Source organism: Blastococcus saxobsidens (genome assembly GCF_010682065.1).
Taxonomy (GTDB): domain Bacteria; phylum Actinomycetota; class Actinomycetes; order Mycobacteriales; family Geodermatophilaceae; genus Blastococcus; species Blastococcus saxobsidens_B.
This window is the reverse complement of the sequence record NZ_JAAGWG010000015.1, coordinates 1-19,456: the sequence shown is the minus strand read 5'-3', so window position 1 is coordinate 19,456 and position 19,456 is coordinate 1. Positions and strand designations below refer to the sequence as shown.

The 19,456-nt window shown below is 73.5% G+C and carries 17 protein-coding genes; 9 read left to right on the top strand and 8 right to left on the bottom strand.

The genetic code is table 11. The annotated features are described in order from the left end of the window. Positions 1 to 62: 62 nt before the first annotated feature. Complete coding sequence (locus GCU60_RS11445; RefSeq protein ID WP_163205284.1) at positions 63 to 1,544, bottom strand: FAD-dependent oxidoreductase; 1,482 nt, start codon at positions 1,542 to 1,544, stop codon at positions 63 to 65. Between the two features lie 159 nt (positions 1,545 to 1,703). On the opposite strand from GCU60_RS11445, the gene GCU60_RS11440 reads away from it, so the two are divergent. Both GCU60_RS11440 and GCU60_RS11435 read left to right on the top strand, forming a co-directional pair. After that, positions 1,704 to 2,192: a hypothetical protein gene (locus GCU60_RS11440; protein WP_163205282.1), complete on the top strand. Its 489-nt coding sequence runs from the start codon at positions 1,704 to 1,706 to the stop codon at positions 2,190 to 2,192. Further along, the gene (locus GCU60_RS11435) at positions 2,189 to 3,091 is read left to right on the top strand and encodes an MFS transporter permease (RefSeq protein ID WP_239521025.1); all 903 of its coding nucleotides are present in this window, start codon (positions 2,189 to 2,191) and stop codon (positions 3,089 to 3,091) included. Before GCU60_RS11440 ends, GCU60_RS11435 begins: the two co-directional genes overlap by 4 nt. Here the strand turns inward: GCU60_RS11435 and meaB are convergent. Then, positions 3,078 to 4,103 carry a methylmalonyl Co-A mutase-associated GTPase MeaB gene (meaB, locus tag GCU60_RS11430; protein WP_163205280.1) on the bottom strand — a complete coding sequence of 342 codons (1,026 nt, stop codon included), beginning with the start codon at positions 4,101 to 4,103 and terminating at the stop codon, positions 3,078 to 3,080. The two genes, GCU60_RS11435 and meaB, sit on opposite strands and share 14 nt — an antisense overlap. Beyond that, positions 4,100 to 5,290: an acetyl-CoA C-acetyltransferase gene (locus tag GCU60_RS11425; protein ID WP_163205278.1), complete on the bottom strand. Its 1,191-nt coding sequence runs from the start codon at positions 5,288 to 5,290 to the stop codon at positions 4,100 to 4,102. Before GCU60_RS11425 ends, meaB begins: the two co-directional genes overlap by 4 nt. A gap of 230 nt (positions 5,291 to 5,520) precedes the next feature. Here GCU60_RS11425 and mce point away from each other — a divergent pair, with 230 nt between their 5' ends. From mce to GCU60_RS11405, 4 genes are all read left to right on the top strand, one after another. Next, complete coding sequence (gene mce, locus GCU60_RS11420) at positions 5,521 to 5,997, top strand: methylmalonyl-CoA epimerase (RefSeq protein WP_163205277.1); 477 nt, start codon at positions 5,521 to 5,523, stop codon at positions 5,995 to 5,997. Between the two features lie 98 nt (positions 5,998 to 6,095). Continuing rightward, a complete protein-coding gene (gene ccrA / locus GCU60_RS11415) occupies positions 6,096 to 7,427 on the top strand; it encodes a crotonyl-CoA carboxylase/reductase (protein WP_163205275.1) in 1,332 nt (443 codons plus the stop codon). Between the two features lie 141 nt (positions 7,428 to 7,568). Continuing rightward, complete coding sequence (locus GCU60_RS11410; RefSeq protein WP_163205273.1) at positions 7,569 to 8,822, top strand: hypothetical protein; 1,254 nt, start codon at positions 7,569 to 7,571, stop codon at positions 8,820 to 8,822. Positions 8,823 to 8,851: 29 nt separating this feature from the next. Continuing rightward, a complete protein-coding gene (locus tag GCU60_RS11405; protein WP_163205271.1) occupies positions 8,852 to 10,159 on the top strand; it encodes a class F sortase in 1,308 nt (435 codons plus the stop codon). Positions 10,160 to 10,270: 111 nt separating this feature from the next. On the opposite strand, the gene GCU60_RS11400 is transcribed toward GCU60_RS11405, so the two are convergent. The 3 genes from GCU60_RS11400 to nucS form a co-directional block, all read right to left on the bottom strand. Beyond that, entirely contained in the window at positions 10,271 to 10,480 is a 210-nt protein-coding gene (locus tag GCU60_RS11400) for a hypothetical protein (protein ID WP_239521021.1), read from the bottom strand. A gap of 99 nt (positions 10,481 to 10,579) precedes the next feature. After that, complete coding sequence (locus tag GCU60_RS11395) at positions 10,580 to 12,361, bottom strand: 3-hydroxybutyryl-CoA dehydrogenase (RefSeq protein WP_163205267.1); 1,782 nt, start codon at positions 12,359 to 12,361, stop codon at positions 10,580 to 10,582. Between the two features lie 83 nt (positions 12,362 to 12,444). Further along, positions 12,445 to 13,116, bottom strand: coding sequence for an endonuclease NucS (nucS, locus tag GCU60_RS11390; protein ID WP_163205265.1), 672 nt, complete (start codon positions 13,114 to 13,116; stop codon positions 12,445 to 12,447). A 111-nt stretch (positions 13,117 to 13,227) separates the two neighbouring features. Here nucS and GCU60_RS20310 point away from each other — a divergent pair, with 111 nt between their 5' ends. Then, positions 13,228 to 14,436, top strand: coding sequence for an EAL domain-containing protein (locus GCU60_RS20310; RefSeq protein ID WP_163205263.1), 1,209 nt, complete (start codon positions 13,228 to 13,230; stop codon positions 14,434 to 14,436). A gap of 45 nt (positions 14,437 to 14,481) precedes the next feature. Beyond that, positions 14,482 to 15,354 (top strand): hypothetical protein, encoded by an 873-nt coding sequence (locus GCU60_RS11380; protein WP_163205261.1) that lies wholly within the window; start codon positions 14,482 to 14,484, stop codon positions 15,352 to 15,354. A 39-nt stretch (positions 15,355 to 15,393) separates the two neighbouring features. On the opposite strand, the gene GCU60_RS11375 is transcribed toward GCU60_RS11380, so the two are convergent. Both GCU60_RS11375 and GCU60_RS11370 read right to left on the bottom strand, forming a co-directional pair. Next, a complete protein-coding gene (locus GCU60_RS11375; protein ID WP_163205259.1) occupies positions 15,394 to 16,752 on the bottom strand; it encodes a cation:dicarboxylate symporter family transporter in 1,359 nt (452 codons plus the stop codon). Between the two features lie 192 nt (positions 16,753 to 16,944). Next, positions 16,945 to 18,963 (bottom strand): protein meaA, encoded by a 2,019-nt coding sequence (locus GCU60_RS11370; protein WP_163205257.1) that lies wholly within the window; start codon positions 18,961 to 18,963, stop codon positions 16,945 to 16,947. 95 nt (positions 18,964 to 19,058) lie between these two features. Between GCU60_RS11370 and GCU60_RS11365 the strand changes: the two genes are divergently transcribed. After that, positions 19,059 to 19,373, top strand: coding sequence for a hypothetical protein (locus tag GCU60_RS11365; RefSeq protein ID WP_163205255.1), 315 nt, complete (start codon positions 19,059 to 19,061; stop codon positions 19,371 to 19,373). Positions 19,374 to 19,456 lie beyond the last annotated feature (83 nt).

The window sequence follows — 19,456 nt, the reverse complement described above, 5'->3', positions numbered from 1 at the left end:
TCGTGAGCGCTCCCATACGCATCCGGGCACCTTCGTAGCCCTGACGGTCGGCCGGTGCCCGCCTACGCCGCGGGTGCCGGCCGCAGCGGCGGGACGTGCCGGACGCCGAAGACGTCGCGCAGCGCCGTCCGCGCCGCGAGGTCACCGCACATGCCGTGCACGGCCGGACCCGGCGGGGTGGCGGACGACGCCATGTACACGCCGGTGACCGGCGTCCGGTAGGTGTTCCAGCGCGGGACGGGACGGAACAGCATCTGGCGCAGCGTCGCCTGGCCGTTGGAGATGTCGCCCCCGAGATAGCTGGGGTTCCACTGCTCCATCTGGACGGCGTTCTTGGTCGCCCGCGCGACGACGGTGTCCTTGAAGCCCGGAGCGAAGCGCTCGATCTGGTCCTCGATGGGCCCGGTCATGTCGACATCGGCACCGTGCGGCACGTGCACGTAGGCCCAGAAGATGTGGCCGCCCTCGGGTGCCCGCGTCGGGTCGGGCACCGTCGGCTGGACGGCCAGCACGTACGGCTTGTCGGTGAGCCGGCCCTGGTTCGGCGCGCGCTCGCCCGCCAGCGTCTCCTCCAGGTCGCCGGCGACGTGGATGGTGCCGGCACGCCGGACGTCGGGGTTGGTCCAGGGCACGGGCTCGGACAGGATCCAGTCGATCTTGAAGACGCCGGCGCCGTGCTTGTACCGCCGGACCCAGCGCCGGTAGCCCTCGTTCAGCCGGTCGCCCGCCATCGTCACGAAGTCCTCGGGCGTGGTGTCCAGCAGCACCGCCGGCACGCCCTCGAACTCGCGCAGGTCGGTGACCCGGTGCCCGGTGACGACCTCGCCACCCTGCTGCTCCAGCGCGGTCACCATCGCGTCGGCAAGCTTCTGCGAACCGCCCTCGATCAGCGGCCACCCGGCGTGGTGGGAGAGCATCGCCAGCAGCATGCCCAGCGCCGAGGTCAGCGGCTGGGCCAGGTCGAGCATCCCGTGCGCCCCGGCCCCCGCCACCAGGGCGCGGCCCTCCTGGGTGTCGAAGTACCGGTTCGCCAGCCAGCGCACGTTCGGCAGCCCGGTGAGGGCGAACTTCGTGACCTGGGCGACGCTCTTCGTCGGCAGCGAGCGCAGCCGGCTGGACAGGAAGAAGTCGACGATGTCGGCGCCGTGCTCGACCAGCGGTTCGAACAGCCGGCGGTAGGCCGCGGCGTCGGCACCGAGGCCGACCGCCGTCTCCTCCAGCGAGCGGAAGGACAGGGCCGCTCCCCCGCCGTCCAGCGGGTGCGCGAAGTTGATCTCCGGCTGGACGAACCGCACGCCGCGGCTCGCCACGTCGAACTCGCGGAAGAACGGCGCGGCGACAGCCATCGGCTGCACCGTCGAGCAGACGTCGTGGTGGAAGCCGGGACGGATCAGTTCCTCGGTGCGCATCCCGCCGCCGGGACGGTCCCCGGCGTCCACCACCTGCACCCGGAGCCCCGCCGCCGACAGCCGCAGCGCCGCGGCCAGCCCGTTGGGCCCCGCTCCGACGACGACGGCGTCCGGTCGTCCACCCGCGCCACTCACCTCACGATCCTCACACGCCGGTTGCCGCGGTGCGCGACGTCGGCGTCCGGCGGTCGTCGGTGTGGCGGTTGAGCACGGTGGGCAGCGCGGTACGCAGGAGAGCCGTATCGGCTGCGCGGGAGCGACCGATCGGCGCGGCGTCGACCTACCCTGGCCGCCGTGCCGCTCCTGACCGCCCCGGACCCTCTGACGACGGAGGAGCTCCGGCTGACGCCCGCCGGCCGCCGCTGGCGGTTGCTCGCGTCCGCCGTCGTGCTGGCGCTGCTGCTGGCCGGGACCGTGTGGGGCGACGACGACGAGTTCCCCTTCGGCCCGTTCCGGATGTACTCCACGCGGGCCGACCCGAACGCGGCGGTCACCTCCACCCGGACGGTCGGGCTGACCGAGGCCGGCGAGGAGGTGCGCCTGTCCGGCGGCGAGGTGGGCCTGCGTCGCGCGGAGTTCGAGGGGCAGGTGCCGCGGATCCGGGAACGGCCCGAGCTGCTGGGCCTGCTCGCCGACGCCTTCGCCGACGCGAACCCGTCGGCGCCGGACCTGGTGTCGGTGCAGGTCGTGCAGCGCCGGTTCGAGCTGGTCGAGGGTCGCCGCACCGGCGACTGGACCGACCAGGTCCTCGTCACCTACGTCCTGCCGGGGAAGGGGTCATGACCACGATGGGGGCACAGCCGGCCGAGGTCCGGCCGACCGGTTCCGCCCGCGGGCCCGGCGCCTGGTGGTTCCGCCCCGTGCCGCTGGCCCGGATCGCGGTCTTCCGGGTGATCGCCTACCTGTTCATCCCGATCGACGTCTTCCTCACCACCGCGTGGGTGCGGGCGCACGCCGACGTGCCCCCGGAGTGGTACCAGCCGCTGCTCGTCGGCCGGCTGCTGCACCTGCCGACCCCCACCGAGACCCTCGTCGTCGTGGTGCAGTGGGCCCTGGTGCTGGCCGCGCTGGCCGCCGCCAGCGGCCGGGCCCCCCGACTGCTGGGCGCCGCCGTCTTCCTCCTCTACGGGGAGTGGATGGTGATCGCGATGAGCTACGGCAAGGTCGACCACGACCGGATCGCCTTCCTCGTGGCGCTCGCGGTCCTGCCGACGATCGGACGGGCGCGCTTCCGCGACCGGCGCCCCTCGGAGGCTGCGGGCTGGGCCATGGCCGCCGTCCTGGTGACCGTGATGCTCACCTACTTCCTCGCCGCCTGGGCCAAGATCCGCTTCGGCGGGTGGGACTGGCCGACCGGCTCGACCCTCACCCGCGCGGTGCTGCGCCGGGGCACCGACCTGTCGAACTGGACCCTCGAGCTGCCGTGGCTCCTCGGGACGGCGCAGTGGGTGATGCTCGTGATGGAGTTCCTGGCCCCGCTGATCCTGCTGGCCCGCAGCGACCGGGCGCGGATCGGGCTGGTGCTGTTCCTGCTCGGCTTCCACCTGATGGTCTACGCCGGCGTCACGATCATCTTCCTGCCGCACTGCGTGGCGATCCTGTCGATCCTCCCGTGGGAGCGGCTCACCGCGCGGTTCACCCGCACGGCCGCAGGCGCACCGGCGGCGGCTACAGCCGGCTGAGCAGCTCGTCGGCGGCGCGGTAGGGATCGGTGACGCCGTCGACGACCTGGCCGGCCAGCGTCTCCAGCGCCGCCGACCCGCGGACGTCGCCCATCCGCTTGCGGAGCGTCGCCAGCGCGATCGCCTCGATCTCCCGGGCGGCGCGCTCGCCGCGCCGGCGGCGGCCCTCGCCGGTGGACTCCAGCCACCGGCGGTGCTCCTCGATCTTCTCCAGCACGGTGTCCACGCCGCTGTCGGCGTCGCGCGAGGCGACGGTCCGGCAGATCGGCGGGCGCCAGTTGCCGGCCTCGGAGTGCCGGCCGCCGAGCGACTGCATGTAGCGGAGGTCGCGGACGGTCTGGTCGGCGCCGTCCCGGTCGGCCTTGTTGACGACGAAGACGTCGGCGACCTCGAGGATCCCGGCCTTGGCCGCCTGGATGCCGTCGCCCATCCCGGGGGCCACCAGCACCAGCGTCGTGTCGGCCAGCGAGGCGATCTCGAGCTCGGACTGCCCGACACCCACGGTCTCGATCAGCACGACGTCGCAGCCCGCGGCGTCGAGCACCCGGAGCGCCTGCGGCGTGGCCCAGGACAGCCCGCCGAGGTGCCCGCGGGAGGCCATGGACCGGATGAAGACGCCGCTGTCGCCGGCGTGGTCCTGCATGCGCACCCGGTCGCCCAGCAGCGCGCCGCCGGAGAACGGCGACGACGGGTCGACGGCCAGCACGCCGACCCGCTTTCCGGCCTGCCGCAGCGCGCGCACCAGCGCCGTCGTCGACGTCGACTTGCCGACGCCCGGTGAGCCGGTCAGCCCGATGACCTGGGCACCGCCGGTGTGCGGGGCCAGTGCCGCCGCGACCTCCCGGAGGGCCGGGCTGGCGTCCTCGACCAGGGAGATCAGCCGCGCCACGGCGCGCGCGTCCCCCTCGCGGGCGCGCTCGACGAGGGTGGGGACGTCGACAGCACGGCGCCCCCGCCGCCCGCGAGGGGCGGCGGAGGCGTCGGGCTGGACCGCGAGGCCGTCCGAGGTCACGCGCCGGTGGGCGCGTGCAGGATCAGGGCGTCGCCCTGACCACCGCCGCCGCACAGCGCGGCGGCGCCGACCTTCAGGCCCCGGCGACGGATCTCCAGCGCGACGTCGAGGACCACGCGGGCGCCGCTCATGCCGACCGGGTGGCCCAGCGCGATGGCGCCACCGTTGGGGTTGACCTTCTCGGGGTCGATGCCCAGCTCGCGGGTGGAGACGATGCCGACGGCGGCGAAGGCCTCGTTGAGCTCGACGACGTCGAGGTCCTTGGGGTCGATGCCCTCCCGCGCGCAGGCCTTCTGGATCGCGCGCGACGGCTGGCTCTGCAGGGTGGCGTCCGGACCGGCGACGACGCCGTGCGCGCCGATCTCCGCGATCGGGGTGATGCCGAGCTCGGCGGCCTTGGCCGCGCTCATGACCACGACCGCGCAGGCGCCGTCGGAGATCTGCGAGGCGGTGCCGGCGGTGATCGTGCCGTCCTTGGCGAAGGCCGGCTTCAGCTTCGACAGGCTCTCCGCCGTCGTGTCGGGACGGATGCCCTCGTCGTCGGTGAACTCGATCGGGTCGCCCTTGCGCTGCGGGATGAGCACCGGGGTGATCGACTCGGCGAAGACGCCGTCCTTGTGCGACCGCGCGGCCTTCTGGTGGCTGGCCGCGGCGAACTCGTCCTGCTCCTCGCGGGTCAGGTCGTACCGGGAGTTGGCCTTCTCGGTCAGCTCGCCCATCGCCACCTGGTCGAAGGTGTCGGAGAGGCCGTCGTGGGCCATCGAGTCGATGAGCTTGGTGTCGCCGTACTTGGTGCCGGTGCGCGAGTTCGCCAGGATGTGCGGCGCCTGCGTCATCGACTCCATGCCACCGGCGACGACGATGTCGTACTCGCCGGCGCGGATGAGCTGGTCGGCCATCGCGATGGCCGACAGGCCCGAGAGGCAGACCTTGTTGATGGTCAGCGCCGGCACCGACATCGGGATGCCGCCGTTGACGGCCGCCGGGCGGGCGGGGTTCTGCCCGGCACCGGCCTGGATGACCTGGCCCATGATCACGTAGTCGACCTGGTCGCCGCTGACGCCGGCGCGCTCGAGGGCCGCCTTGATCGCGAAGCCACCGAGGTCGGCGGCGGAGAAGTCCTTGAGCGAGCCGAGGAGCCGGCCCATCGGGGTACGGGCGCCGCTGACGATGACCGAGCGGGACATGCTGCCTCCAGTGCCGGGCCGCCGCCGGTGGCGACCACGTTGTCTCCGAAGCACCGCGAGCGGCCGTGACCAGGCAGGTCACGGCCAGGCACGGCGCCGGGCCTTGCCGGGAAGGATAGGACGGCGCCCCGGCCTGCGGCAGTCCGAGGAGTGTGGTCGCGGTCACGCGGGCGCGTGAGCCGTGCCACTTCGAGCTGTCGTCCCAGACGTCTTGCCTGCAAGATGCCCGCGTGACCACCAACGACGCCGATCACGCCAGCGCCGCGACGGGCCTGCCCGCCGGCCTGTTCACCACCATCGACCACGTGGGCATCGCCGTCCCCGACCTGGACGAGGCGATCGCCTTCTACTCCCAGGCCTTCGGGGTGCGCTCCGTGCACGAGGAGACCAACGAGGAGCAGGGCGTACGCGAGGCGATGCTCGCCGTCGGCGACGGCGACACCCGCATCCAGCTGCTCGCTCCGCTCACCCCCGAGTCGACCATCGCCAAGTTCATCGGGCGCTCCGGCCCGGGGCTGCAGCAGCTGGCCTTCCGGGTGGAGGACGTCGAGGCGGTCAGCGCGACCCTGCGCGAGCGCGGCCTCCGTCTGCTCTACGACGTGCCCAAGCGCGGCACCTCCGACAGCCGGGTGAACTTCATCCATCCGAAGGACGCCGGCGGCGTCCTGGTGGAGCTCGTCGAGCCCGCCGCCACCCCTTCGCACTGACCCGCCCCACCGGCGCGGTTACCGACCGGTAACATCGCCGAACCCGCACCGCCCTCCGAGCCCGGCCGACGACGGCCGCAGACGACCCGGGAGTACGCGTGAACGAGATCAGGGACGCCATCCTCGCCGACCAGCTGGACGCGCTGGGCGGCCTGGCTGTGCCGGAGTCCTACCGCGCCGTCGTGGTGCGCAAGGACGAGCAGACCATGTTCGAGGGGGTGGCCACCAAGGACAAGGACCCGCGCAAGTCGCTGCACGTCCAGGAGGTCGCCACCCCGGAGCTCGGCCCGGGCGAGGCGATCGTGGCCGTCATGGCCTCCTCGGTGAACTACAACACCGTCTGGACGTCGATCTTCGAGCCGGTCTCGACCTTCGGCTTCCTCGAGCGCTACGGCCGGGTCTCCGAGCTCACCAAGCGCCACGACCTGCCGTACCACATCGTGGGCTCCGACCTCGCCGGCGTCGTGCTGCGCGTGGGCCCGGGCGTCAACAAGTGGAAGCCGGGCGACGAGGTCGTCGCGCACTGCCTGTCGGTCGAGCTCGAGGACCCGGCCGGGCACGACGACACGATGATGGACCCGCAGCAGCGGATCTGGGGCTTCGAGACCAACTTCGGCGGTCTCGCCGAGATGGCCCTGGTCAAGAGCAACCAGCTGATGCCCAAGCCCGCCCACCTCTCCTGGGAGGAGGCGGCGGCCCCCGGCCTGGTCAACTCGACCGCCTACCGGCAGCTGGTCAGCCGCAACGGCGCCCACATGAAGCAGGGCGACACCGTGCTGATCTGGGGCGCCTCCGGCGGCCTGGGCTCCTACGCCACCCAGATGGCGCTCAACGGCGGCGCGATCCCCGTCTGCGTGGTCAGCAGCCCCGAGAAGGCCGAGATCGTCCGCAAGATGGGCGCCGAGCTGATCATCGACCGGTCCGCGGAGCAGTACAAGTTCTGGAAGGACGAGAACAACCAGGACCCCAAGGAGTGGCAGCGCCTGGGCAAGAAGATCCGTGAGCTGACCGGCGGCGAGGACGTCGACATCGTCTTCGAGCACCCGGGCCGCGAGACCTTCGGCGCCAGCGTCTACGTCGCCAAGAAGGGCGGCACGATCGTCACCTGCGCCTCGACCACCGGCTACATGCACCAGTACGACAACCGGTACCTCTGGATGAACCTCAAGAACATCCTCAGCTCGCACTTCGCGAACTACAAGGAGGCGTGGGAGGCCAACCGGCTCATCGACAAGGGCCTCATCCACCCGACGCTGTCCAAGGTCTACCCGATGGCCGACGTCGGCCAGGCCGCCCTCGACGTCCACAAGAACGCCCACCAGGGCAAGGTCGGCGTCCTGACCCTCTCCCCCGAGGAGGGGCTGGGCGTCAAGGACGCCGAGAAGCGCGAGAAGCACCTCGAGGCGATCAACCGCTTCCGCGGCATCTGATGCTGCGCCCGGTGGGGCCGGCGACGCGCCGGCCCCACCGGGGAACCGGTCCCGCGTGTCACCAGGGACGCTCGGGACGGCTGGGATTTCCACTGGCCCCGGGACGGTGACGAGCCCTCCCCCTTCTGCGAGGATGGACGCATGAGCGACCCCCGCCGCGATCTTCCGATGCACGAGGCACAGCACTCGTTCGACGTCGTCCTGCGGGGGTACGACCGCAGCCAGGTCGCCGACACGATCGAGCGGCTCGAGGCCGACTTCCGCATCGCGCTGGCCGACCGCGACGCCGCCGTGGCGCGCACCGCCGACATGGCCAGCCAGCTGTCGGCCCTGCACGGCGAGATCGAGTCGCTGCGCCGCAAGGCCGCGACCGCCGCCGCCCCCACGTTCGAGAACATCAGCGAGCGCATCCAGCACATGCTGCAGCTGGCCGAGGAGGAGGCGGGCGAGATCCGCCGCGCCGCCGAGGCCGACGCGATGGCCGTCCGCGAGCAGACCGCCGCCGAGGAGCGGGCACTGCTCGAGCGCCACGCCGCCGGGCAGGCCGAGGTCGAGCGGATGATCGCCGAGGCCCGGCAGACCGCCGAGCAGATCGCCCAGAAGGCCCAGATCCGCGCCGACGAGCTGGTGGCCAAGGCACAGGAGCGCGTGGCCCGCCTGGACGCCGAGTCGCAGGCCCGCCGCGCCAAGGTCGAGGAGGACTTCGACATCGCGCAGCGCGCCCGCCGTGCGGAGGCTGCCCGGGTCGAGGAGGAGCGCGAGCGCGTCTCCACGCAGGCCGCCCGGCAGCGGATCGCCGCCGCCGAGCAGCACGCCGCGCAGCTGGTCGCCGAGGGCGAGGCCCGCGCCGAGGCCATCCGCGAGGTGCGGGACGAGCTGACCGGACGGCTGGTGCAGGCCCGCCGCCTGCTCGACGGGCTGCCCGACCTCAGCGACCGTGCCCAGCAGGCCCGCGACGACGCCGACGCCGACCGCCGCGCCGTGGCGTCCCAGGCGCCGGCGAAGACCACCGAGCCCTCCGCGCCGGAGCCGGCCGCCGCGTCCGCGGAGCCGGCGGTCCCGCCGCAGGCCGCCCAGCCGACGACGGCCCCGGCTGCCCCCGCGGCCCAGCCCGCCGCCCAGTCCCCGGCGCCTGTCGCCGGGCCGCAGACCGGGCAGCAGCCGGCCGTGCAGGTCAACCGTGGTGAGAGCGAGGCAGCCGCCGCCCGCCAGCCGACCCGGCCGGACCCGGTCACCGCGACCTTCCCGGCGCCGACGCCGCAGCGCTCCGGTGAGCCGACCACCCGGCAGCTCCCGCTCCCCTCGCGGCAGGGCAGCACGACCGGTTCCACTCCCGGGTCGCAGTCCGGCAGCACCCAGGAGATCGACCAGCCGGTGGGCCAGGGGCGCTCGTAATCCCCTCCCAGCACCTCCCGGCAGCCCCCGTGCCCACGGACCACCGGGTCCGGTCGGTCCGCGGGCTGCCGGCTGTCGTGGCCCTGCTGCTGGGTGTGCTGCTGGGTGTGCTGCTGGGTGTGCTCCTGGCCGGTCTCTGGTCGCCACCGCCGGCCGCGGCGGACGAGCCGGGGACCGCGACCCTCCGCGTCGCCCACCTCTCCCCCGACACCCCGGCCGTCGACGTCACGCTCAGCCCGGCCGCGGCACCCGGCACCGTCCTCACCGACCCGGGACCCACGGTCGTCCAGCACCTGGCCCACGGCGACGTGAGCGGCTTCCAGGAGCTGACGGCCGGCGAGTGGGCGGTCGGCGTCCGCGCGGCGGGCTCCCCCGCGGGCGTGCCGCCGGTGCTGTCGATGCGGGTGCGGCTGGAGCCCGGCGGTGCGAGCACGGTGACCGTCGTCGGCCCCTTCGCCGATCTCGTCCTGGCGACGGTGCCCGACGACCTGAGCGCTCCCCCGGCGGGCTCGGCCCGGGTCCGTGTCCTGGCTGCCGCCGCCGGGCTGCCCCCGGTGGACGTCGTGCTGGACGGTGGCCCCGTGCTGGCCGACGGGCTCGCGTGGCCGGGCACCGGCGGCTACGTGCTGGTACCCGGCGGCCGGCACCTGGCCCGGGTCTCCGGCGGGTCCGACGACGTGCCGGTGGACCTACCGGCCGGTGCGGTCGTCACGCTGCTGGCCCTCACCGGTCCGGACGGACCCACCCTGCGCGCGGTCCTCGACGCGGCCGGCCCGGCGGTGCGGCCCGTCGGCGGTGTCGAGGCGGGCGGCGGGCCGGGGAGCGGTGGGTTCCTCGACCGGCTCGTCGCCGCCGTCGCTCCGCCCGCTCCCCCGGTCCGCGCGGCGGCGACGGTAGCGGCCCCCGTGCGGCTGCGGGTGCCGGCCGCCGGGATCGACGGAGCGGTGGCCGGAGCCGGCCTGGACGGCGCCGGCGCGCTGGTGCCACCCGCGGACCCGGCCGTGGCAGGCTGGTTCACCGGCGGCCCGCTCCCGGGCGCTCCCGGTCCGGCGGTGCTCACCGGCCACGTGGACTGGGCCGGCCGCCCGGGTGTGCTCGCCGGGCTGTCCGGGGTCGTCCCCGGCGACGAGGTGCTGGTGGACCGCGCCGACGGCAGCGTCGCGCGGTTCCGCGTCACCGCCGTCGACCGGCACGCCAAGAGCGCTTTCCCGGGCGAGCGGGTCTACGCGCCGGTGTCCGCGGCCGAGCTCCGGCTGATCACCTGCGGCGGCCCGTTCGACCGGCGGACGGGCGGCTACCGGGACAACGTCGTGGTCTCGGCCGAGCTCGTGAGCTGATGGAACGGCCCCGCTGCAGGGGCCCGCGCCGAGCTGGTGAGTTGATGGAACGGCCCCGCTGCAGGGGCCCGCGCCGAGCTCGCGAGGCGTGGGGGGCAGCGGGGTCCTTCTTCAGCGCCGTCGGTCGCGGGAGCGCCAGCAGGTGGTGTGCCAGTGCCGACGCCGGTCGGCCGAGGACTCGACGTCCCAGGGCTCCAGGTCGGAGTCGCGGGCGTACGCCGGCCAGGTCACCACGTGCGGCGTGCCCGGCCGGATCTCCTGGTCGCACCCGGGGCACCGGTAGGTCTTCCCCGTGGCCGAGCCGGTGAGGGCCCGCACCACCCAGTCGCCGTCCGCCGCCTCCTCGACCGGATCGACGCGACGAGCCGGCTCGCGACCCGAAGGCCTCGAGCCGGCTCGTGGACGGCGACGGGGCACCCGTCAGCGGCTGGCGTAGTCCCGGAACCCGCGACCGGTCTTGCGGCCGAGGTAGCCGGCGGTGACCAGGTGCTCGAGCAGCGGAGCCGGCGCGAAACCGGGCTCCCGGAACTCGGTGTAGAGCTCGCGCTCGATGGCCAGGGAGACGTCCAGGCCGACGACGTCGAGCAGCTCGAAGGGACCCATCGGGTAGCCACAGCCGACCTTCATGGCCGCGTCGATGTCGTCGGCGGTGGCGTAGTGCGCCTCGAGCATCTTCACCGCGTCGTTCAGGTACGGGAAGAGCAGCGCGTTGACGATGAAGCCGGCCCGGTCGGTGCAGGACACGGCGTGCTTCTTCAGCTGCGCCGACACCGCGTGGATCGTGGCGGCCACGTCGGGTGCGGTGGAGATCGTCGACACGACCTCCACCAGCTTCATCACCTGCGCCGGGTTGAAGAAGTGCATGCCCACGACGTCGGCCGGGCGGCCGCTGGCCTTGGCGCACTCGATGACGGGCAGGCTCGACGTCGTCGTCGCCAGGACCGCACCGGGCTTGGCGAGCTCACCGAGGTTGGCGAACAGCGCCTCCTTGACCGGCAGCGACTCGACGACGGCCTCGATGATCAGATCGCGGTCGGCGAGGTCGTCCAGGGAGGTGGTGCCGGTGACCCGGGCCAGGATCTCGTCGCGGGCGCTCTCCTCGAGCCGGCCGCGGACCACCTGCTTGTCCAGCGACTTGGCCAGCGCCTTCTGGACGGCGTCGACCTTGTCGGCGGCACGGGCGACGAACACGACGTCGAAGCCGCCCTTGGCGACCACCTCGATGATGCCGGTGGCCATCGTGCCCGAGCCGACGACGCCGACCGTCCGCACCTCGCGGGCGCCCTCGGCGGCACCGCCGGGGGTCGGGGTCTGCGCGTCGGGGACGACCTCGGCCGACCCGGCCTCGGCGTAGGTGTAGAAGCCGCGGCCGACCTTCCGGCCGAGCAGACCGGCGGTCATCATCTGCTTGATGATCGGGCTCGGGGCGTGCAGCCGGTTCCGCGACTGCTTGTACATCGTGTCGAGGATCTCGTAGGCGGTGTCGATGCCGATGAGGTCCATGAGCGCGAGCGGGCCCATGGGCAGGCCGCAGCCCAGGCGCATGGCGGCGTCGATGTCCTCGCGGCTGGCGTACCGGTTCTCGAACATCGAGACCGCGTGGTTGAGGTAGCCGAACAGCAGCGCGTTGGCGATGAAGCCGGCGCGGTCACCGATGGTGACGTCGACCTTGCCCAGCCGGTCGGCCAGCGCCTCGACGTCCTCCACCACGGAGGGCTCGGTGACGACGGTCTGCACGACCTCGACCAGCTTCATGACCGGGGCCGGGTTGAAGAAGTGCATGCCGATCACCTTGCTGGGCCGCCCCGTGACGACCGAGAGCTCGGTGACCGAGAGGCTCGAGGTGTTGGTCGCCAGGATGGTGTCCGGCGGGCAGATCTTGTCGAGCTTGGTGAAGACGTCGGCCTTGAGCTCCATGCGCTCGGGGATGGCCTCGATGACCAGCTCGGCGGTGCTCAGGTCCTCCAGCGACGTGCTGAACCGGATGCGCTCGAAGATCTGGTCCCGCTCCGCCGGGTCCAGCTTCCCGCGGGCGAGGGCCCGGTCGGTGGACTGCTCGACGTGACCGCGGCCGCGGCCCAGCGCCTCGTCGGTGACCTCGACGGCCGTGACCGACAGGCCCGCCCGTGCGAGTACTTCCGCGATGCCGGCACCCATGGTGCCCAGCCCCACGACGCCGACCTCGTTCAGTTCCCTGGCCACGTTGCCATCTCCTCTGCCGCCGGTGATCGCGGGCAGTCTCTCATTCGCCCATTCCGGCCGCGCGCGGGCTACCGGCCGGTAACTCAGAAGAGGCGCTGGGTCGGGTCGTCGGTGCCCTTGAGGACGGCGTAGTCGACGGTGACGCAGTCGATGCCCCGGTCGGCGGCGAGCACCCGCGCCTGCGGCTTGATCTCCTGCGCGGCGAAGACGCCCTTGACCGGCGCGAGCAGCGGGTCGCGGTTGAGCAGCTCGAGGTACCGGGTCAGCTGCTCGACGCCGTCGATCTCGCCACGCCGCTTGATCTCCACGGCCACGACTCCGCCGGCGGCGTCCCGGCACAGCAGGTCGACCGGGCCGATGGCCGTGGGGTACTCCCGCCGCACGAGCGACCACCCGGCGCCGAAGGTCTCCACGTGCAGGGCCAGCAGCCGCTGCAGCTCGGCCTCGACGCCGTCCTTCTGCAGCCCGGGGTCGGGGCCCAGCTCGTGCGCGTGGTCGTGCAGCACCTCCTCGATGGAGATGATCAGCTGTTCCCCCGCCTTGTTGGTCACCGTCCAGGTGCCGGCGCCGTCGGCGAGGTCCTCCTCGAGCCGGCACGGCGGGGTCATCCAGTTCAGCGGCTTGTAGGCGCGGTCGTCGGCGTGCACCGACACCGACCCGTCGGCCTTGACCAGCAGCAGGCGGGTCGCCATGGGGAGGTGGGCGGTGAGCCGACCGACGTAGTCGACCGAGCAACGGGCGATGACCAGACGCACGGGCGCCGACGCTACCGCCCCCTTCCCCGGGGCCGCGCCGGCACCGGGTTCCGGAAAGAATCCGGAACGGAAACCGTGGTGACCGGCGCCACCGGCCCGCAGAATGGCGACGTGGGCACAGCGGGGGCGGTCGGCGTTCGCACCGAGGGCGGCCCCGCCGGCGACTGGGTGCACTGGTTGCTCGACGCCGCCCGCGCCCGGCTGGGCATGGAGGTCGCCTGGGTGTCGCTGTTCACCGAGGGCAGCCAGCTGATCACCTCGGCCACCGGCGACCTGGACTCGATGAACGTGCACGAGGGCATGACCGCCCCGCTGGAGGGCTCCTACTGCGTCCGGGTGCTCAGCGGTCAGCTGCCTCCCGTGGTGACCGGAGCCGCGCGCGACCCGCGCACCCGCGACCTCGCCGTGACCGGCGACCTGCACATCGGCTCCTACGTCGGCGCACCGGTGCGGGGTGCCGACTCACGGCCGATCGGCATGCTCTGCTGCGTGAGCCGCGACCCGGGGGCGCAGCTGGACGGCGAGTCGGTCCGCACGGTGGAGCTGCTCGCCGACCTGATCAGCGACCACTACCGGCACGCCGGAGCAGGGACCGGGCATGACCTGGCCGCCCGCCGCGCCCGGGTGCGCGCCTTCCTGGCGCAGGGCGCCGTCGAGATCCACCTGCAGCCGGTGGTGGAGATGCTGACCGGCGCCGTCGTCGGGCACGAGGCCCTCAGCCGCTTCCCCGGGTGGGCCGGGGACGGGCCGGCGGCGCTGTTCGGCGAGGCCGCCGCGGTCGGGGTGGGCGTCGAGCTGGAGGAGGTGGCGGCGCGCGCGGCGCTGGCCGTGGCGGGCCGGCTGCCCGGCGGGGCGACCCTCGCGGTCAACCTGTCGCCCGACGCACTGCTGTGCCCGACGGTGGTCGACCTCCTGCTCGACCACGCCGGCTGCCCCCTTGCCGTGGAGATCACCGAGCACAGCGCGGTCGAGGACTACGAGGCGGTCGTCGCGGTCACCCGACGGCTGCGCCGCGCGGGGATCGCCGTGAGCGTGGACGACGCCGGTGCCGGCTACGCCAGCCTCCGGCACATCCTGCGGCTGAGCCCCGACGTCATCAAGCTCGACATCGGCCTGGTCATGGGCCTGCAGTCCGATCCCGCCCGCCAGGCGATGACCTCGGCCATGGTGGCCTTCGCCGAGGAGACCGGGGCGCGCCTGGTCGCCGAGGGCGTGGAGGACCCGGCGGAGCGGGACACCCTGATCGCCCGAGGCGTGCGCTACGGGCAGGGCTACCTCTTCGGCCGCCCCGTCCCCGCGCACGAGGTCCTCGGCGCCTGACCGTCTCCGGTGGAACCATCCGGACGATCGTGCCGTCCTACCCGTATGCCGACTCGTCCCGTGCGCGCGGGCGCCGCGCTCGCCCTGCTCCTCCTGGTCAGCGCCTGCGCCTCGCCCGCCGGCGGCGGCCCGTCGCCCGAGCCCGCGCCGGCCGCGGCGGACGCCACCGTGGTCCTGCAGGTGACCGAGCAGGGCGGCTACACGACGCCCGCCCTGCTGACCGGCCGGATCCCCACGGTGACCGTGTACGCCGACGGCCGGCTGATCACCGACGGGCCGGTGGTGGCGATCTGGCCGGCTCCCGCGCTGCCCAACCTGCAGCTGTACCTGCTCGACGACGGCGGGGTGCGGGACCTGGTCGACCGGGCGCTCGCGGCCGGCGTCGCGGAGACCGACGACCTCGGCCGGCCGCCGGTCACCGACGTGACCACGACCCGGTTCGTCGTCCGGACCGGCGGGACGACGGTCACCCGTGAGGCCTACGCCCTGGGCATGGACCTGGGTCCCGCGCCGGCCGGGGAGGCCGGCCTGACCGAGGAGCAGGCCGCCGCCCGGGACCGGCTCCTGACGTTCCTGGACGAGCTCCGGGACCCGGCCGCGGCGCTGGGGGCCGAGCGCGTCACCGGACCGGAGCCGTACCGGCCCGAGGCGGTGGCGGCGCTGGTGAGCCCCTACGTCGAGGTGGAGCCGGCCCAGCCGGAGCAGCGCTGGCCCGGCCCGGAGCTGCCCGGGGAGCCGATCGCGCCGGGCGTCACCTGCGCAACGGCGACCGGGGCCGAGGCGCAGGCGCTGCTGGAGGCGGCGGAGTCGGCGTCGGCGGCCACGCCGTGGACCTCGGCGGACGGCTCGCGGTGGACGGTGCTGCTGCGGCCCCTGCTGCCGCACGAGTCCGGCTGCGCCGACCTGCCCCCCGCATGACGACGGGCCCGGCCTCTCGCGAGGACCGGGCCCGTCGGCTCAGGCGGGAACGGGAGCGCGCAGGTCGCTGTCGACCCCGCCGGTCTGCTCGGCGGCGGCCAGCGGCTCCGCGGGACGACCCGACCGGAAGCGCTCGACGTCGAGGATGCCCTCGCGCTTGGCGACGATCGTCGGCACCAGGGCCTGACCGGCCACGTTCACCGCGGTGCGGCCCATGTCGAGGATGGGGTCGATCGCCAGCAGGAGCCCGACGCCGGCCAGCGGCAGCCCCAGCGTCGAGAGGGTCAGCGTGAGCATGACGACCGCGCCCGTGACACCGGCCGTGGCGGCGGAACCGACGACGGAGACCAGCGCGATGAGCAGGTAGTCGGTGACCGAGAGGTCCACGCCGAAGAACTGGGCGACGAAGATCGCCGCCAGCGCCGGGTAGATCGCCGCGCAGCCGTCCATCTTCGTCGTGGCACCCAGGGGCACGGCGAAGGAGGCGTAGGACCGCGGGACGCCGAGGTTCTGCTCGGTCACCCGCTCGGTCACCGGCAGCGTGCCGATCGAGGAGCGGGAGACGAAGGCCAGCTGGATCGCCGGCCACGCACCGGCGAACCACCGCAGCGGCGAGAGGCCGTGCAGCTTGAGCAGCACCGGGTAGACGACGAAGAGCACCAGGGCCAGGCCGGCGTAGACCGAGCCGGCGAACACGCCGAGCGAGCCCAGGGAGTCCCACCCGTAGGTGGCGACGGCGTTGCCGATCAGGCCAAGCGTGCCGAGCGGGGCCAGCAGGATGACCCACCAGAGCACCTTCTGCACGATCGCCAGGGCCGACCGGACGAAGCCCAGGAAGGGCTCGGCCGGCGCGCCGACCTTGAGCACGGCGATCCCGATGGCCACCGAGATGACGATCAGCTGCAGCACGTTGAACGACAGACCCACCGAGCCGTCGGCGCCCGCGGACGCCTGCAGGCCCAGGATGTTGCCCGGCACGAGACCGGTGAGGAAGTCGAACCAGCCGCCGGTGCGGCCCGGGTCGGTCGCGCTGGTGGGGTCGACCGAGCTGTTGCGGCCGGGCTCGGTGAGCAGGCCCAGGCCGATGCCGATGGCCACGGCGATCAACGCGGTGATGGCGAACCAGAGCAGCGTCTGGCCGGCCAGCCGGGCGGCGTTGGAGACCTGCTTGAGGTTGGCGATGGAGACGATGACGGCGGTGACGATCAGCGGCGGCACCAGCGCCTTCAGCAGCGTGACGAAGGTGCCGCCGATGGTCTGGAGGGTGCTGGCCAGCCAGTTGGGCGAGCCGTCGGCGACGGGGCCGATGTCACGGGCGACCAGGCCGAGGGCGACGCCGACGACGAGGGCGAGGAGCACCTGTGCCGCGAAGGGCACACGGCGGAGACGAGCGAGCACGGAGGACTACCTGTTCTGAGGGAGGAGGACGAGGGCGAGGGTCGAGCGGGTGCTCAACAGCTCGCCGTCGTCGTCCGTCCGTAGTCCAGGGCGCGCCGTCGCGTCAGCCCCCACACGTTCTCCACGCGGGGGTCAGTGCCGGGGCGGGCCCCGGCATTCCGCGACGTGCGCACGATCACCCGACCGTGTCGCTCAGACGCCGGCGGGCACCTTGTCCCCGAGGCCGTTGGCCTCGCGGATCACGTCGACGACGGAACCCATGATGTCGTTGAGGCCGAAGTCCTTGGGCGTGAACACCCGGGCCACGCCCTGCTCGCGGAGCCGCCGCGCGTCGCTGTCCGGGATGATCCCGCCGACGACCACGGGGACGTCGTCCAGCCCGGCCTCCCGGAGCCCCTGCAGCACCGCAGGAACGACCTGGAGGTGGGAGCCGGACAGCACCGAGAGCCCGACGACGTGCACGTCCTCCTCGACGGCCGCCGAGACGATCTGGGCGGGCGTGAGCCGGATGCCCTGGTAGATCACCTCGAAGCCGGCGTCACGGGCGCGCACGGCGATCTGCTCGGCGCCGTTGGAGTGCCCGTCCAGCCCCGGCTTGCCGACCAGGAACCGCAGCCGGCCGCCGAGCTCCTCACCGGTGGCCCGCACCCGCTCGCGGACGTCGGTGAGCGCCTGGTCGGCCTCTCCCCCGCCGGCGGCCGCAGCCACGCCGGTGGGGGCCCGGTACTCCCCGAACACCTCGCGCAGCACGCCGGCCCACTCGCCGGTCGTCACGCCGGCGCGGGCGCAGTCCAGCGTCGCCGGCATCAGGTTCACGTCCGACGAGGCGGCCGCGCGCAGCGCGTCCAGCGCCTCGTCGCACCTCCCCTGGTCGCGCTCGGCGCGCCACTTCCGCACCGCCTCCTGGGCGGCGGCCTCCACGGCCGGGTCGACCGTCATGATCGCGGTGTCGAGGTCGGCGGTCAGCGGGTTGGGCTCGGTGGTGTCGAACTTGTTGACGCCGACGACGACGTCCTCGCCGCTCTCCATCCGGCGGCGGCGCTCGGCCAGCGAACCCACCAGCTGGCCCTTCATGTAGCCGGACTCGACGGCGGCCACGGCCCCGCCCATCTCCTGCACCCGCGCGATCTCGGTGCGGGCGCCCTCGAGGATCTGCGCGACCTTCTGCTCCACGACGACCGAGCCGGTGAAGAGGTCCTCGTACTCGAGCAGGTCGGTCTCGTAGGCCAGCACCTGCTGCAGCCGCAGCGACCACTGCTGGTCCCAGGGCCGGGGCAGGCCGAGCGCCTCGTTCCAGGCCGGGAGCTGGACGGCGCGGGCCCGGGAGTCACGGGAGAGGGTGACGGCGAGCATCTCCAGCACGATCCGCTGGACGTTGTTCTCCGGCTGCGCCTCGGTCAGGCCCAGGGAGTTGACCTGGACGCCGTAGCGGAAGCGGCGGTGCTTGGGGTCCTCGACGCCGTAGCGCTCCTTCGTCAGCTCGTCCCAGAGCTGGGTGAAGGCGCGCATCTTGCACATCTCCTCGACGAAGCGGACGCCCGCGTTGACGAAGAAGGAGATGCGCGCGACGACCTCGCCGAACTTCTCCTGCGGCACCTGCCCGGAGTCGCGCACCGAGTCCAGGACGGCGATCGCGGTGCTGATCGCGTAGGCGATCTCCTGCTCCGGCGTGGCACCTGCCTCCTGCAGGTGGTAGCTGCAGATGTTGATCGGGTTCCACTTCGGCATGGTCGTCACCGTGTAGGCGACCATGTCGGTGATCAGCCGCATCGAGGGAGCCGGCGGGAAGACGTAGGTCCCCCGCGACAGGTACTCCTTGATGATGTCGTTCTGCGTCGTCCCCGCCAGCGTGGTGACGTCGTGCCCGTGCTCCTCGGCGACGGCCTGGTAGAGCGCGAGCAGCCACATCGCCGTCGCGTTGATCGTCATCGACGTGTTCATCTCGTCGAGCGGGATGCCGTCGAAGAGGGCGCGCATGTCACCGATGTGCGTGACCGGCACCCCGACCTTGCCGACCTCGCCCACGGCGAGCTCGTCGTCGGGGTCGTACCCGGTCTGCGTCGGCAGGTCGAAGGCGACCGACAGCCCGGTCTGGCCCTTCGCCAGGTTGCGCCGGTACAGGGCGTTCGACTCGGCCGGCGAGGAGTGTCCGGCATAGGTGCGCATGACCCAGGGGCGGTCGCGCTCCGACGGCTTCGAAGGGAACGGCATGTCGCGGGAGTCTAGGGCGGTTACCCGTGAGTAGCAGCCCCGGCGTGGGCACCGTGTGCGGTGGCACACTCGAACGGGGTCGGAGAAGGGGCGTCATGCTGGTCGATGCGGGGCGGGTGATCGGCCCGGGCGTGGCCATCGTGGTCCTGCTGCTGCTCGTGCTGTTCACGCGGTGGGCGTTCGGCGGGCCCCGGCCGACCCCGCCCGCGGCGGGCGACGACGGGCTGCTCACGCGGGTCGCCACGCTGGCAAGGCGCGAGTCCGCGCTGCAGCTGCGGGCGCTGCTCTCCGACGCCGGCATCCGGTCCACGGTGCGCTTCCCCGCCCCGCACCGGGCCGACGTCCTGGTCTTCCCGGAGGACGCGCCCCGCGCGCGGGAGCTGGCCGCCGCCTTCGGGTCCGCCGAGTGAGCTAGTTGTACTGACCCGCCAGGTTGGTGACGCGGGCGGCGGGGGTTCGTCCGCCGAGCGCGGTGTGGCCGCGGTGATGGTTG

Coding starts and splice junctions, on each gene's coding strand:
- GCU60_RS11435 (WP_239521025.1), top strand. CDS start 2,189: ATGACCACGATGGGGGCACAGCCGGCCGAGGTCCGGCCGACCGGTTCC.
- GCU60_RS11425 (WP_163205278.1), bottom strand. CDS start 5,290: ATGTCCCGCTCGGTCATCGTCAGCGGCGCCCGTACCCCGATGGGCCGG.
- GCU60_RS11410 (WP_163205273.1), top strand. CDS start 7,569: ATGAGCGACCCCCGCCGCGATCTTCCGATGCACGAGGCACAGCACTCG.
- GCU60_RS11380 (WP_163205261.1), top strand. CDS start 14,482: ATGCCGACTCGTCCCGTGCGCGCGGGCGCCGCGCTCGCCCTGCTCCTC.
- GCU60_RS11370 (WP_163205257.1), bottom strand. CDS start 18,963: ATGCCGTTCCCTTCGAAGCCGTCGGAGCGCGACCGCCCCTGGGTCATG.
- GCU60_RS11365 (WP_163205255.1), top strand. CDS start 19,059: ATGCTGGTCGATGCGGGGCGGGTGATCGGCCCGGGCGTGGCCATCGTG.